The organism is Aphanizomenon sp. CS-733/32, from assembly GCF_028330045.1.
In the GTDB taxonomy this organism is placed as follows: domain Bacteria; phylum Cyanobacteriota; class Cyanobacteriia; order Cyanobacteriales; family Nostocaceae; genus Dolichospermum; species Dolichospermum gracile.
The window spans coordinates 15,539-29,550 of record NZ_JAQMSE010000080.1 but is presented as its reverse complement, the minus strand read 5'-3'; the positions used below and the strand labels follow the sequence as shown (position 1 = coordinate 29,550).

Annotated in this window: 12 protein-coding genes and 1 pseudogene; 7 read left to right on the top strand and 6 right to left on the bottom strand. The window is 39.3% G+C overall.

The window, feature by feature from the left end:
* The first annotated feature begins 363 nt into the window (after nt 1-363).
* Nucleotides 364-846: a DUF29 domain-containing protein gene (locus tag PN471_RS06490; RefSeq protein ID WP_271776147.1), complete on the top strand. Its 483-nt coding sequence runs from the start codon at nt 364-366 to the stop codon at nt 844-846.
* Between the two features lie 52 nt (nt 847-898).
* The gene (locus PN471_RS06485; protein ID WP_271776146.1) at nt 899-1,192 is read left to right on the top strand and encodes a type II toxin-antitoxin system Phd/YefM family antitoxin; all 294 of its coding nucleotides are present in this window, start codon (nt 899-901) and stop codon (nt 1,190-1,192) included.
* Nucleotides 1,193-1,265: 73 nt separating this feature from the next.
* Here PN471_RS06485 and PN471_RS06480 read toward each other — a convergent pair whose 3' ends face one another.
* The 3 genes from PN471_RS06480 to gatB all read right to left on the bottom strand — a co-directional run bounded on the left by PN471_RS06480 (nt 1,266) and on the right by gatB (nt 4,744).
* Nucleotides 1,266-1,556, bottom strand: coding sequence for a PIN domain-containing protein (locus tag PN471_RS06480; RefSeq protein WP_271776145.1), 291 nt, complete (start codon nt 1,554-1,556; stop codon nt 1,266-1,268).
* A gap of 135 nt (nt 1,557-1,691) precedes the next feature.
* Nucleotides 1,692-2,933, bottom strand: coding sequence for a bifunctional ornithine acetyltransferase/N-acetylglutamate synthase (argJ, locus tag PN471_RS06475; protein WP_271776144.1), 1,242 nt, complete (start codon nt 2,931-2,933; stop codon nt 1,692-1,694).
* Nucleotides 2,934-3,262: 329 nt separating this feature from the next.
* Entirely contained in the window at nt 3,263-4,744 is a 1,482-nt protein-coding gene (gene gatB, locus PN471_RS06470; protein ID WP_271776143.1) for an Asp-tRNA(Asn)/Glu-tRNA(Gln) amidotransferase subunit GatB, read from the bottom strand.
* A 428-nt stretch (nt 4,745-5,172) separates the two neighbouring features.
* Between gatB and PN471_RS06465 the strand changes: the two genes are divergently transcribed.
* On the top strand, nt 5,173-6,273 hold the full coding sequence (locus tag PN471_RS06465) for a serine/threonine-protein kinase (RefSeq protein WP_271776142.1): 1,101 nt from the start codon (nt 5,173-5,175) through the stop codon (nt 6,271-6,273).
* Nucleotides 6,274-6,354: 81 nt separating this feature from the next.
* On the opposite strand, the gene ctpC is transcribed toward PN471_RS06465, so the two are convergent.
* From ctpC to PN471_RS06450, 3 genes are all read right to left on the bottom strand, one after another.
* Nucleotides 6,355-7,638 carry a carboxyl-terminal processing protease CtpC gene (gene ctpC, locus PN471_RS06460; protein ID WP_271776141.1) on the bottom strand — a complete coding sequence of 428 codons (1,284 nt, stop codon included), beginning with the start codon at nt 7,636-7,638 and terminating at the stop codon, nt 6,355-6,357.
* 144 nt (nt 7,639-7,782) lie between these two features.
* Nucleotides 7,783-8,667: a succinate--CoA ligase subunit alpha gene (locus PN471_RS06455; protein WP_271776140.1), complete on the bottom strand. Its 885-nt coding sequence runs from the start codon at nt 8,665-8,667 to the stop codon at nt 7,783-7,785.
* 45 nt (nt 8,668-8,712) lie between these two features.
* The gene (locus tag PN471_RS06450) at nt 8,713-9,951 is read right to left on the bottom strand and encodes an ATP-grasp domain-containing protein (protein WP_271776139.1); all 1,239 of its coding nucleotides are present in this window, start codon (nt 9,949-9,951) and stop codon (nt 8,713-8,715) included.
* 431 nt (nt 9,952-10,382) lie between these two features.
* On the opposite strand from PN471_RS06450, the gene PN471_RS06445 reads away from it, so the two are divergent.
* From PN471_RS06445 to PN471_RS06430, 4 genes and pseudogenes are all read left to right on the top strand, one after another.
* The gene (locus PN471_RS06445; protein WP_271776138.1) at nt 10,383-12,260 is read left to right on the top strand and encodes a hypothetical protein; all 1,878 of its coding nucleotides are present in this window, start codon (nt 10,383-10,385) and stop codon (nt 12,258-12,260) included.
* A 132-nt stretch (nt 12,261-12,392) separates the two neighbouring features.
* Nucleotides 12,393-12,992 (top strand): recombination mediator RecR, encoded by a 600-nt coding sequence (recR, locus tag PN471_RS06440; protein ID WP_271776148.1) that lies wholly within the window; start codon nt 12,393-12,395, stop codon nt 12,990-12,992.
* Nucleotides 12,993-13,015: 23 nt separating this feature from the next.
* Entirely contained in the window at nt 13,016-13,636 is a 621-nt protein-coding gene (locus tag PN471_RS06435; RefSeq protein ID WP_271776137.1) for a tetratricopeptide repeat protein, read from the top strand.
* A gap of 77 nt (nt 13,637-13,713) precedes the next feature.
* Nucleotides 13,714-13,947: pseudogene (locus tag PN471_RS06430) on the top strand (DNA polymerase I); the annotation flags it as partial.
* Nucleotides 13,948-14,012 lie beyond the last annotated feature (65 nt).

Below are 14,012 nucleotides of genomic sequence, written 5' to 3'. Positions count from 1 at the left end.
ATATTTTGTTCGTTTCGTCGCTGTAGCCTTCTTTGTTTTCGCTACGCTCAAATACAATTTGGGCTACGCAACTCAACTCACGCGCATTCATCCCACGCTCCTAAGAGTGAGACGTGGGGCTTCTGCTGATTAAGCTAAAGCTATTTTAGTAATAAATTATAATTAAAACTTATAAAAATATAATAATACTTTTAATATTCATAACTCATCACAATTCAAGTTTAGATTTTCTTAATAATTAATTGAGAATTATTTTTATTTAGCAACGAGTATCCTATAATTTGTCCTCTTGGGGTTGAGGAAATTCTGGATGAGGATTTTTATGGAGTATAATGAAATTATATTATTTTTTGAGGTGAAAATATGCAAACTTTAAGCACAAATAGCTTAATAAACTTAAAAAATTTATATGAATCAGACTATTTAGCCTGGTATGAAATAACTTTGGAACAAATAAAAAACAATCAATTAAATGATATAGATTTAGATAGTTTAAGTGAGGTTTTAGAAAATTTGGTTAGAGATACTAAACGCAGTGGGGAAAGTTATTTAAGACAAATTATCATTCATTTATTATTAATTGAATATTGGGAAGCAGAAAGCATAAATTGTCGTCATTGGGCTGCGGAAATTGTTAATTTTCGTAGTGAGTTAGAAACAGATATGACTACGAATTTAAGAAAACACCTAAATGAAGAAAAAGAAAATAATTATCAAAAAGCTATTAAGTATGTGATAGCAAAAACAGGATTAAAGAAAAACATTTTTCCTGTTCAATGTCCTTATACTTTAGAACAGTTAATTGATGATGATTGGTTTTCTGATACTATTAATATTGAATTTTAAATGTTTATTGATGATTTCTGAATTTTGCTATAATAGTTGGAGATGAATAATAATGTCAGAAAAAACTTTTGATATTACTTACTTATCTGATAATTTACTTGAATTATTATCAGATATCCAAAATAATATGGAAATTACCCTAACTCGTCAAGGTGTTCCTTGGGCGAAGGTTTTGCCTATTTCTCCAGAAAATATTACAGTGGAAAAAGTGGGTTTAAATCAGATGCGTAACCAAGGTATTTTAGAGCCAAGAGTTGCGGGTTTTTGGCAAGGACAGGTGAAGATTGCTGATGATTTTGATGATATTTCAGAAGAAGTGATTGCTGCTTTTTATGGGGAAGAATAATGAATTTCCTGTTAGATACTCATATCCTATTATGGTTTTTAGAAAATGATTTATGGTAAAGTTTTGTATAGATTTATTCAGGAAATCGCCAATTTTCGATTTGCAAATTAGGCACTCTTTGAAATTCTCGCACATTGGAGGTGACAATCATCAGATTATGACTTAGTGCTGTTGCAGCAATGAGTACATCATAAGAACCAATAGGAGAACCTGCTATTTTAAGAATACTTCTAATTTCCGCAGCTTTTTCTGCTTCTTGTGAAGTAAAATTTAAAACTGTAATTGAGATTAAAAAGGTTTCAATTAAAGGTTGAATTTTGATTGCTTTTGCTGGATTAATTGCTAATCCATATTTTATTTCCATCACTGTTAAAGATCAAATAAAAAGATAAATTCATACTTTCATTTACCAACGCCAAAAATATTATAGCAATCAAGGGCGGGGAAACCCCAATCAAGGGCGGGGAAACCCCGCCCCTACTCAGCAAGGCCGATTTTTTTAGGTCGTATATTCAGCGTTGATTTTCACATAATCATAACTCAGGTCACAACCCCAAGCCTGTCCTGTTCCATGACCATTACCAACACCGACGGAAATTAACACTGTGTCTGATTGCAGATATTCACCATGAGCGGCTGCTTTTAAATATGCACTAGCCGCTGCTTTATCAAAAGGTAAAGGTTGACCATTTTCAAATAGTAAAATATCTCCTAATTTAACAGAGAGGTTTTCTTGTTCAAACCGGACTCCAGCCCGTCCAGCAGCAGCCGCTATCCGTCCCCAATTGGGATCATGACCAAAAATGGCGGCTTTGACTAAAGATGAACCTGCAATGGTTTTGGCGATTTGACGAGCTGATAATTCATCTTGAGCGCCACTGACTTGGACTTCTATTAAACAAGTTGCTCCTTCTCCATCACGAGCGATCGCTTTCGCTAAATGCTGACATACATAAGTTAACATGGACTCTAGCTTCTGTGCCTCTGCTCCCATTTCGGTAATTGCTGGGGTGCGAGATTGACCGTTTGCTAAAGCAATTAAACAATCATTTGTACTTGTGTCACCGTCAACTGTGATCGAATTAAAGCTTCTATCTGCTGCTCTGGTTAACATTTGTTGCCAAAGCGTCGAAGAGACTGCTGCATCACAGGTAACAAAGGCTAACATTGTCGCCATGTTGGGGTGAATCATGCCTGAACCTTTCGCAATTCCACCAATTCGCACCGGACGGTCATGGATAATGGTTTCTAAGGCGATGGATTTGGTGACTAAATCTGTGGTGACTATTGCTCCTGCGGCTGCGTCTGAGCCTGTTTCTGATAGTTCTGCGACTACTTTGGGGATACCACCCCGCAATATATCCATTTTAATCCGTTGACCAATTACGCCGGTGGAAGCTAATAAAATGGATTCTGGGCTAATACCCAATTCTTTACCTAATAAGTCTGCACTTTCTTGAGCGTCTTTAATGCCTTGTTCACCTGTTGCGGCGTTGGCTTGTCCTGCATTGCAAAGGATGGCTCTAGCGCTATGTTTCCCTTGTAATACTTGACGACAGTAATCTACACAAGCTGCTTTAACTTGGCTAGTGGTAAATACACCAGCAGCGATCGCTTCCACATCTGATACAATTAGGGCTAAATCTGGTAATCCCGAAGCTTTCAGTCCTGCTGTAATTCCCGCTGCTTTATACCCCCGCGCTGCTGTCACACCACCAGTAATTATTTGCCAATCTGCCATAATTCTGCTCACAATTATTTATATCGCGTTTGCTGCTCAATTACTTTCCGCCTCTGGTTTGATCTCAGCGTCCAGTATTTATGTCTATAAGTGAGTTTATCTGTTGATGACAATCTTTTTCTAATCACGAAAATTAAACCTAAAACAAATAAAAGAGAGCCACTTGGATAGCTCTCTAAAATCATCAGGGTGCATCTACTTAGCACATTATATGATTCTATCACCAAGGGGTCAAACCCCCTATTTTTTATTTTTGTCAGTTGTCCGTTATCCGTTGTTACCCATTACCCATTACCCATTACCCCATTGTCGAGGTGAGGGGTATAGCCCTACGTTGGCTCGTTGAGTTTCTCTTCTACCAATTGATTGGTGAGTTTGGGTTCTGCGCGTTTATCGGTTTTTTTCAGGACTTGTCCCACGAAAAAGCCTTTGAGATTGGTGTTACCTTTGCGGTATTTTTCGACTTGTTGAGCATTAGCGGCGATGATCTCATCAATAATCGGTTCAAGAATGGTACGATCTGAAATGAGTTCTTGACCTGCAAAAGCCTCTTCTGGGGAAACTCCATTGAGTAAATCTGTGAGTTTTTCCTTAGCTTGAGCGTTGCTGATTTTCCCATTTTCAATGCGGGTAATCACGTCTGCTAGGTTACTAGCAGTCAGTTTAATTTCGGAAATGGTGACTTTTTGTTTGTTTAAGTAGCCAGCGATATCTTGAGTAATCCAGTTAGCCGCAGATTTGGGATTTGCACCTTTAGATATCGCACTTTCAAAATAATCCGCAACTGGTTTATCCTCAGTTAAGACCCGCGTATCATAAGCAGACAGTCCCAACTCATTTTCATAATAATGGCGTTTGTTTGCAGGTAGTTGGGGTAATTCACTTAACCATGAATCCAATTCTGGTTGGGTGACTTCAATTGGTGCTAAATCAGGTTCAGGAAAATAACGATAATCACTAGAACCTTCTTTCACCCGCATACTACTGGTACGTTGCGAACCTTCTTCCCAAAGCCGAGTTTCTTGAACAATCTTTTCTCCTGATTCAATGGCGGCGATTTGGCGTTCAATTTCATAATCAATCGCTTTTTGAATCGCACTAAAGGAGTTCATATTCTTAATTTCCACCTTAGTGCCAAATTTCTCTTGTCCCACCGGACGGACAGAAATATTTACATCACAACGCAGAGATCCTTCTTGCATATTCCCATCACTGACACCAAGATAGCGCACAATCCGCCGTAGTTCTTGGGCATATTCCGCCGCCTCTTGTCCTGTCCGCAAATCTGGTTCAGAAACAATTTCTACCAAGGGAATCCCCGCCCGGTTATAATCTACGAGAGAATAGGTAGAACCGGAAAGCCTTTCACTCCCCGCGTGGACGAGTTTCCCCGCATCCTCTTCCATGTGTAAACGAGTGATACCAATGCGTTTGCGGCTGGGGTTTCCCGCATCATCTACCAATTCAATTTCTATCCAACCATGTTCAGCTATGGGTAAATCATATTGAGAAATTTGGTAATTTTTGGGTAAATCAGGATAAAAATATTGTTTGCGGTCAAATTTACTATACCGAGCGATTTGACAATTTAGCGCCAAACCAGTTTTTACGGCGTATTCAAGAACTTTGGCGTTGAGTACGGGGAGAACTCCTGGTAAACCCATACAAACTGGGTCAATGTTAGTATTGGGGTCAGCACCAAAGGCTGTGGAACTGTTGGAGAAAATTTTGGTGTTGGTACTGAGTTGACAATGGGTTTCTAAGCCAATAATCGCTTCATATTCAGTTTTTACGGGTGTGGCTGTGGTCATATCCAAATTTTACAGTTTTTCTGATTTGGTACTATTTTAGCGGTTTTGTGTTGATATTAAGGGTAGGGCTAGAAAGTAGGGGCGCAGGGTCTGCGCCCAGTCAGAAGTTAGAAGAGAATGAGAGGGGGGTAATAATCTCTTGTGAGCTAAGGTATGGAAATTCATCACCACTTTTTTGCAAAGTACAAGGCACAATAAGGATAAGTATCATTTATTTTAATTATGGCTTGCTGATAGGGTGGCGATCGCCATATAAACCAAAAACCTAGATATATGAAGAGTTTTCGGGTCGAAAAAGGTGAATTAGGTGCAAGGAATAAGCGCTGAAACCGTTCATTTACCTATCACTTTCTCAAATTTGAGACTATTGCTTCTTCCTTCTTCCTCCTGACTCCGAACTCCGAACACCGAACACCGAACTCCTAATTATGACTTATTGTCTTAATCCCCATTGTTCTCAGCCAAAAAACACTGACGATGTTAAGTTTTGTCAAACCTGTGGCACAAAATTACTCTTAAAAGAAAGATACCGTGCTATCAAACCCATCGGACAAGGTGGTTTTGGGCGAACCTTTCTCGCTGTAGATGAGGATAAACCCTCAAAGCCACCCTGTGTAATTAAGCAATTTTTCCCCCAAGCCCAAGGGACAAATACGGTACAAAAGGCGATAGAATTATTTAACCAAGAGGCTGTACAGTTGGATGAATTGGGGCAACATTCCCAAATTCCTGCCCTGTTAGCGTATTGTAGCCAAGATGACAGACAGTATTTGGTTCAGGAATTTATTGATGGACTGAATTTATACCAGGAGCTAGAACAAAATGGGGCTTTCAATGAAACGCAAATTCGGCAATTACTGAATGATTTATTACTAGTTCTGCAATTTTGTCATAGTAAACAGGTTATACATCGAGATATTAAACCAGAAAATATCATTCGTCGTCATAGCGATCGCAAATTAGTTATAGTTGATTTTGGAGCAGCCAAATCCGCCACAGGAACAGCCCTAAATCGCACGGGAACAAGTATAGGTAGCCCTGAGTATGTTGCCCCGGAACAAATGCGTGGAAAGGCACTTTTCGCCAGTGATATCTATAGTTTAGGGGTAACTTGTATTAATCTATTAACAGAGCGATCGCCTTTCGACTCCTACGATACCCATAATGCAGCTTGGATCTGGGGACAATACCTCAAAACTCCTGTGAGTCCAGAATTGAGTCGAATCATTAACAAAATGGTAGAAACCATCCCCAGTCACCGCTACCAAACAGTTGATGAAGTGATTAAAGATTTGAATTTTCAACCATCATCTTTACCTCCCAAACAAATAACTCCACCCCCGTCTCCACCTCCTGCTGTGGTTAAAAATTCGAGTCAAATTGAGAAAGAATTACAAGAACTAAAAACTCAATTTACAGGTGGTAAACCCCAACCCAAAAACGTTAATTCTCCACCACAATCTCCTAGCAATAATCCCATAGATAAAGAATTAGAAGAAATGAAAGCCAAGTTTCTGAATAATGAGTAAGTAGGGGTTGCTGAAAAATTGTCTGTGAGGGCAGGGAACAGGCAAAAGCTGTAGGGGTGAGATTTCTCCACCCTCAATCAATTAATTTTTTCTAATTGTATTGGTATTGCTAGTAGCTTGTTTACCTAATAATTCCACAGCTTTAGCAAATTGAGGATCTTCAAAAGTCCCTAATTTATCCCTTCCACCTAACCATAAATCTTGACGTTGGGCATCAGTCAGTTCTACTTTTACATCTGGATCAATACCATGTTTGTTAATATCTTTGCCGCTGGGAGTATGGTATTTAGCAATAGTTACAGCCAAACCAGCCCCAGATTTTAAAGGTTGTACAGACTGGACTAAACCTTTACCAAAAGTCTGATTTCCTACTAAAGTCGCTCGTTTATTATCTTGCAATGCCCCGGAAAGAATTTCACTAGCACTAGCTGAACCTTTATCTACTAATATGATCAAAGGTTTATCAGTCAAAGCCATGCCATTGGCAACTTGTTTATCCTGTGTACCTTGACGGTCAATAGTAAACACAATTGTGCCTTTATTGATCCACATTTGAGCAATTTCTATACTCGCGTATAGCAGTCCTCCAGGATTACCACGTAAATCTAGAATATAACCAGAAACCTTTTTAGCTTCTAACTTTTCAATAGCATTTTTCATTTCCTTGCTGGCATTGGCGCTGAATTGATTCAAGCGAATATAACCAAGATTTCCCGCTGGGGTTTTCTTTTCTGAAAAGCGGACGGGATGAATTTCAATCCGCGCTCGTTGAATATTAAATTGTTTTTTCCGACCATTCCGCAAAATTGTCAGCTTCACCTTGCTACCTGATTCTCCCCGAATGAGGGATACCGCTTCATTGGTGTCCATGCCTTTGGTACTTTTACCATCAATCTCCAGAATGACATCTTTAGCTAAAATCCCGGCTTTAAATGCGGGTGTATCTTCAATCGGGGCGATAACAATTAGTTGTTTTGTTTTTGCATCTTGACTGATGGTGATACCAATACCTGTCAGTTCTCCAGAGGTATCAACTTGCATATTTTTGAATTCTTCTGGGTCCATGAACCGGGTGTAGGGGTCTTCTAGCTTTTTCAGCATTTCCCGGACAGACTTGTAGACTGCTTTATCATCAGTATAGGACTTGCTTAAATATTCCTTGCGTACAGCTTGCCAATCTACCTGATTAAAAGTACCATCTACGTATCGGTAGTAAATAATTTGCCAGACTTCATCTATCAAATCCTTCTGACTATCTTTAAATGAAGCCTTACCAATTGAGTGAATACCCAAACCGGTAACGGCAATTGTAGAAAGCGTTACCACCGTAGCACTCAAAACCAGTTTACTTTTTGTAATTACCATAATGGCGGCCGTGTCAAAGGAAAAAATATATATCAAGTATGCCCAATCTAACACAGCGATCGCTAATCGGTGGTGATTGATAATTGATAATTTGGGCTTTATTTAGACCGTCAGGAGATAGGCTTGACGGTTTTTCTGTGAGGACTAAGATTTCATCATTTTTTTCAGTAATTCAGGAATTTGAGCGGGACTATTAGCAACAGGAATTTTGGCGGCCTCAAAAGCAGCCAATTTACTTTCTACTGTACCAAAAGTCGCAGAACGTCCAATTACAGTCGCTAAAGTCCCTGTTTGTTGCCAATTTCGCGCTGGTGGTGCGTGTCTACCGGCAATATAGGCAATTACAGGTTTGTCAATTGCTTCTGTAATATATTGTGCTGCTGACTCTTCGCTTCCTCCTCCAGGCTGTCCGATTAAAACAATCGCTTCTGTGGTTTCGTCTTCATCGAGAATTTGTAACCATTGGAGGAATGAAGAACCAACAATAGCGTCACTACCAATACTGACACTAATTGATTGACCTAAACTCGCTTTTGTTAATTCCCATGCAACTTCATAAGTGAGGGTACTGCTACGACTAACAATGCCCACAGAACCAGGGAGATAAAATTCGCTAGGTTGAGTACCTAGGAGAATTTTTCCCGGAACGATAATTCCTGGACTATTTGGGCCAATAATTAAGGTCTCGCAGGCTTCTGTTTTGCGAAGGAGTTGTACCATGTCCAGTGGTGGAACACCGGCGGTAGTAATAATAACTTGGGGGATATTAGAGGCGATCGCTTCTAATGCTGCATCCAAAACTTGATAAGATTGAACACAAATAATTGTGGTGTCAATCTGGCCAAATTTGGCCACAACCTCCTCTACTAAGTCAAATACTGGCAAATTATATATTTTTTGTCCACCATAACCTGGATTGACAGCAGCTACTAAATTTGTGCCATAAGCTTGCATTTGAGCAATATGGGTTGGGGAAATAAATTCACAAAATCCCTGGATTAAAACTTTACTTTCTGGTGTTAAGTTCATAGTTTGGTAATTGGTAATTGGTAATTGGTAATTGGTAATTGCCTTTTACCTTTTTTTTGTCACCGGGGTTTTTGCTAAACGAACTGCTTCCTTGACTGCTTCATCTAAATTTTCTACAACTATTAGCAATTGATCAGAGGTTTTCCGTGCGGCTAATTCTTCTCTGACATGATTGAATTCCGAACCAGCTAAACGGAGGATTAACCAGGGTAAATTCAATGGTTGATGACTTTTATTACCATTAGAGGCCGACACCCCAGATGTGATTTTGCTTCTGTCCGAATGGAGAAATTGGGTAATAATTTCTGGGAGTTGGTCAACTTGCGGAATAGTCCCCAAAAAGTTGACTAAAATGACTTGAGTATTCTGATCATTGACCAAATTTGTCAAACTATTAATGAGGCGATCGCTAAAAGTAGTCTGTGTTGTATCACTCATGAAAGTATGGCGCAAATTGACACATTTACCAGGATTACCATGAGCATTAACAACCTCATCCAATGTTGTTAAAACAGAACCTTTACCATTGCCTATGATGCAGATTTTACCCTGCATTTCTATCCCATCCCACCTACTCAACAAACCGTTGCTTTTGCTTTTTTTGTCACCATGAAGAAGACCAACCATTTTGGCGGCCATATCGGCTATTTCAGGATGACGGTTAATAGCCTGTTTATTAACACTGACCTTACCATTAAGAGCCATCACTTGACCCGCCGAGTTCACACCCAGGGGATGAATCTCGACCAAATCCAAATCCTTTTGGACAAATAACTGGTACATTTTCTCCACAATATCACTCACAGTCTGGATTAACGCCCCCTGTAAGCCCATTTTTAAAGCCAGCCGTCTGGCATAAAATGGAGAAAATTCCTGTTCTACGACAACGTGCTGAAATTTTTCTCCCGCTGTCTCCCACTCAATATTTGCTTCTGTACAACCCAATAAAACGGGACGGCACAGCGCAGTATCTAAAACTACAGCTAAATAAAACTCCTTCTGGGCATCATATTTTGATTCTGCCAATAAAACTTCTGGCAGTTGCCCCCAAATTGGTAGATTAAATATATTCTGTGCTGTAGCGATCGCATCAATCGTGGTTTCTACAACTCTAACTCCACCCGCCTTTTCCCTTTCCCCCGCCTGCACCTGAGATTTCAGCACAATCGGGTAACGAATTTTTAACCGTTTTAAATCTGTAGGATGGTCTATTCTTTGAGATGGTAAAACAGGAATCCCAACTTTACCAAACCACTCTTTAACTTGGTACTCCAATAAATCCATTGAGATACACCTTGTATTAACAAGTCCAACGCGCTTTCTCTGATGCTATCTGATATTTTACCCAATCCCAAAAATTATAAGATTTGGTTTTGCTTAACATTGGATTGTCTCATTTATAATCTAGCTGTAAGTAGGTAGACAAAAATAAATAGAACTATGTTAAGTAAGTTAACAGACTCTGAAATTGGCTCGTAGTTAGGGCTTTAGCCCTACTTTCAGGTCTAAAGACCTTACTACAAACCTTTAATTATTTACGTTACTCTACTTATAAAAAAATAGAAGTCTAAATCATCACCCTTGACTGTGTTCTTCGTGACAAATTTAACCCTCTGCTAGAAACTGATTCTATAAGATGTAAAACTAGGATTTGCATCCCATCCCCAGTACCTTCGATAATCAAAACTATATAGAAAGAGTGGCGGTAACGCTTTATGACAGCAACAGTTCAAAAAGAGGATCTCAAAGTTTTAGGCGATATCTTACAAGAAAGATTAGTTGCCGAAGTGCTTGCTGGTAAGGACTTCCAGGTAAAATGCGCCGTCCAAAATGATGAATTAATGATTTTAACTCAACACCCTGCTGAGGTCACGGTTAATACACAGCAAGTTTTTGAGGTGTTAGAACAAGCACTACAATGGCAATTTAGCTACCAAACCCAACGGGTACGATTTTTCTTGAGAATTTCTGGAGAAAAGCGTCCCTACACTCAACACTTCCTAGATTTTCAGATTCCCAGCATAGACACAGATAGGGAAACTGAATATGGTTTTCAGATTCCCAGCATAGACACAGATAGGGAAACGGTGGAAATAGGACGTGAGAGAGACTCTTTCTTCCTTAATTCTGATCTGCAAACGCCATCATCTCCAGTTACAGAAACGGAACAAGCACCTGTTGCTGATTCATTTTTCTCTAATTCCGCAGAATCTTTTTCAGACTATTTACTGCCAGACTCAAATCTATCTGGGGATGAATCTGAGACAATGGAGGATATTGAAGGAAATTTTGATCCCTTTGGGAATATTTCAGAACAACCCAAAAAAAGACAGCTATCACTATCACTTCCCCCCTTACCGATGATGATTGGTGCGGCTGTAGTAATTGCCGTTCTTTCCGGTGGTGGCGCATTCTTTCTCCATCGTGGTTGTGTAATTTCGGAATGTAAAGAATTGCAAACAGCCCAGCAGTTTAAAAATGAGTATCAGCAGCAGATCAAACGGACCAAATCAGAAAGAGACTTATTAACAGTGCAAAAACAACTAGATGTGGTAGTTGCCGATTTGCAAAAAATTCCTCAGTGGTCTCCCCGTTATCAAGACTCTCAGCTATTAGTTAATAGTTTTTCTGAACAGTCAACGAAAATCAACCAGGTGCTAAAAGCCTTACAAATGGCATCTTCAGCCCAAAAAACAACCCAAACTCCTCCTCAGAGTTTAGATGAGTTACGTAATAGACAAAAGTTGTGGAGACAGGCAATCACCTCATTAGAGATAATTAAGCCGAGTCATGAACTTTATGGATTGGTAAAATCTAACTTACCAAGTTATCAAAATACTTTAAAAAGTGTTAATGATCAGTTGCTCAAAGAAGAAACCTGGTTACAGAAGATCGCCAATGCCACAACTCTCGCAGCAGCCGCTACTAAACGTCAAATCACGGCTAAATCTGCCCCTGAATGGCAAAAGGTAGAATCTGATTTCCAGACAGCAATTAGTACCCTCAAAATTATTCCTATAGGTAGTTTAGGATCTGAGGATGCCCGCAAGCTGTTGGCAGAATACCAACTAAAAATTATTGTAGCCCGCGATCGCGCCAAAAAAGAACAATTAGCAGCCACATCCTATCAACAGGCTATGAAAGCCGCTAGTCAAGCCAAAATCTATGGTAATCAAAATCAATGGCAAAGTGCGGTTAAGTCTTGGGAACAGGCTGTAGAAAGTGCTAAACAAGTGGGTCAAGATACTTTCTATTTCAATCAAGCCAAACCCCTGATTGAAACCTATACGGCATCACTGAAACAGGCACAAGAACAATTCCAAATCTATGGGGATTTAACTCAAACCCGCGTTGAGCTAAAAAGCACTTGTACAAATACCATTAGAATTTGTACTTTTAGTATTGAGGATCAGAAAATTAGTGTCCGCTTAACTCCTGAGTATGACAGATTATTCCAAGCTAATAATCCACAAATACAAAGTCATTTCCAAAGCTTGAAAGATGCTCTCACAGCCATTAGTCAAAATGCTCAACTTCCTGTATTTATCTATAATTCCCAAGGACAGGAAAGGTATATGCGGCAACCACAGTAGGGGTAGGGGAGAAATTTTCTTTCTCTCTTTTTTTCGTCCTCCTGACTCCTATCTTACCGTGAAAATTAGCAACGCCCTCATTTTAACTTTGAGATGAGATGATTGTAAAATAGAAAAAAGCCCGGAGGTAGAATTACGGTTTACGCACGTCCCCTAGCCAAATTAATAGAACAATTGCAACGGCTACCCGGAGTTGGTCCCAAAAGCGCCCAACGTTTAGCTTTGCACATCTTAAAAAGACCAGAAGCAGAGGTAGAAGCCTTAGCTCAAGCACTCATTGACGCGAAAAAACAAGTAGGTTTATGTAAAGTTTGTTTTCACCTTTCCTCAGATCCAATCTGTGAAATTTGTCGTCACCCTCAGCGAGATAATACAACTATTTGCGTAGTTGCAGATTCCCGTGATGTAATTGCTTTGGAAAAAACCCGTGAATATAAAGGTAAATATCATGTTTTAGGTGGCGTAATTTCCCCTATGGATGGTATTGGACCTGAACAGTTAAATATTCAACCTTTAGTGAGAAGAGTCAGCGAACAAAAACCCCAAGAGGTGATTTTAGCCATTAGTCCCAGTATCGAAGGAGAAACCACAACATTATATATCGGTCAATTACTAAAACCATTTACCAAAGTCACCCGCATTGCTTTTGGTTTACCTGTCGGTGGTGATTTAGAATATGCTGATGAATTAACTTTAGCAAGAGCATTAGAAGGACGGAGAGAACTAGATTAAAAGTAGCAAATTTGATTACTAAAATGTTTTTTACCAACTCCCTAGAAAATCAACTGCAAGAGTGGAATAATACCATTAACATTCAGGCAAATAATGTTAATGCTTATGTTCGTCGCGGCATGATTTATTTTAAGTTAGGAAAAATTACCGAATCAATTCAAGATTTTGATCATGCAGAAAAGTTAGATATACAAATTACTCCCTATCTTTGGCAACGAGGATTATCTTATTATTATGCAGAACGATTTGCTGAAGGTGCAAAACAGTTTGAAATAGATTTAACTGTTAATGCTCAAGATGTGGAAGAAACTGTCTGGAGATATCTTTGCATAGCTAGATTATCCGGTGTGACAGAAGCTCGTAATTCTTTATTACCAGTGAAAAATGATCCGCGAAAAATCATGAAATCTATCTATGATTTATTTGCAGGTAATTGTAGCCCAGATGATGTTTTAAATGTGGGAAAATTGGCAGGATTAAAAGGTAAGTTTTACAGTCACCTTTATTTGGGTTTATATTATGAAGCTGAAAATAATTTGCCGTTAACGCAGGAATATATAGTTAAAGCTGCTGATGAATATAAAATTGATGATTATATGTGGTATTTAGCCGTAGTACATAAGCAGTTAAGGGAATGGGAGTAATATATGAAATACAGTAGGGCTGATTCCTAGTAAAGAAAGCTGGAGATTTAGCTGCTAAACAAGCTGAAGCTGCTCTCAAAGTGTTAATCAACTCGTTGTTTGCCTTTTATGGGACTTCTGGTGTTGGTTTTAATGATATGGAAGCTGCGGCACTGGTTACAGCTTATGGTAGACGGATTCTACGATTCATGATTGATGTGATTGAAAAAGCGGGAGGTATTCAGGTTGAAAGTGATACTGATGGTGTGTTCTTCTCCCACTCTGAACCTCTGCAATTAAACACTAACAATTTCTGTAAGTTGCTCAGATAAACGTTGAGCATTGCCAAGAATACGTTGAGTTTCAGCCCGAATTTGGTTAATTTCCTGGCGTTCAG

Coding starts and splice junctions, on each gene's coding strand:
- PN471_RS06490 (WP_271776147.1), top strand. CDS start 364: ATGCAAACTTTAAGCACAAATAGCTTAATAAACTTAAAAAATTTATAT.
- PN471_RS06485 (WP_271776146.1), top strand. CDS start 899: ATGTCAGAAAAAACTTTTGATATTACTTACTTATCTGATAATTTACTT.
- PN471_RS06480 (WP_271776145.1), bottom strand. CDS start 1,556: ATGGAAATAAAATATGGATTAGCAATTAATCCAGCAAAAGCAATCAAA.
- argJ (WP_271776144.1), bottom strand. CDS start 2,933: ATGGCAGATTGGCAAATAATTACTGGTGGTGTGACAGCAGCGCGGGGG.
- gatB (WP_271776143.1), bottom strand. CDS start 4,744: ATGACCACAGCCACACCCGTAAAAACTGAATATGAAGCGATTATTGGC.
- PN471_RS06465 (WP_271776142.1), top strand. CDS start 5,173: ATGACTTATTGTCTTAATCCCCATTGTTCTCAGCCAAAAAACACTGAC.
- ctpC (WP_271776141.1), bottom strand. CDS start 7,638: ATGGTAATTACAAAAAGTAAACTGGTTTTGAGTGCTACGGTGGTAACG.
- PN471_RS06455 (WP_271776140.1), bottom strand. CDS start 8,667: ATGAACTTAACACCAGAAAGTAAAGTTTTAATCCAGGGATTTTGTGAA.
- PN471_RS06450 (WP_271776139.1), bottom strand. CDS start 9,951: ATGGATTTATTGGAGTACCAAGTTAAAGAGTGGTTTGGTAAAGTTGGG.
- PN471_RS06445 (WP_271776138.1), top strand. CDS start 10,383: ATGACAGCAACAGTTCAAAAAGAGGATCTCAAAGTTTTAGGCGATATC.
- PN471_RS06435 (WP_271776137.1), top strand. CDS start 13,016: ATGTTTTTTACCAACTCCCTAGAAAATCAACTGCAAGAGTGGAATAAT.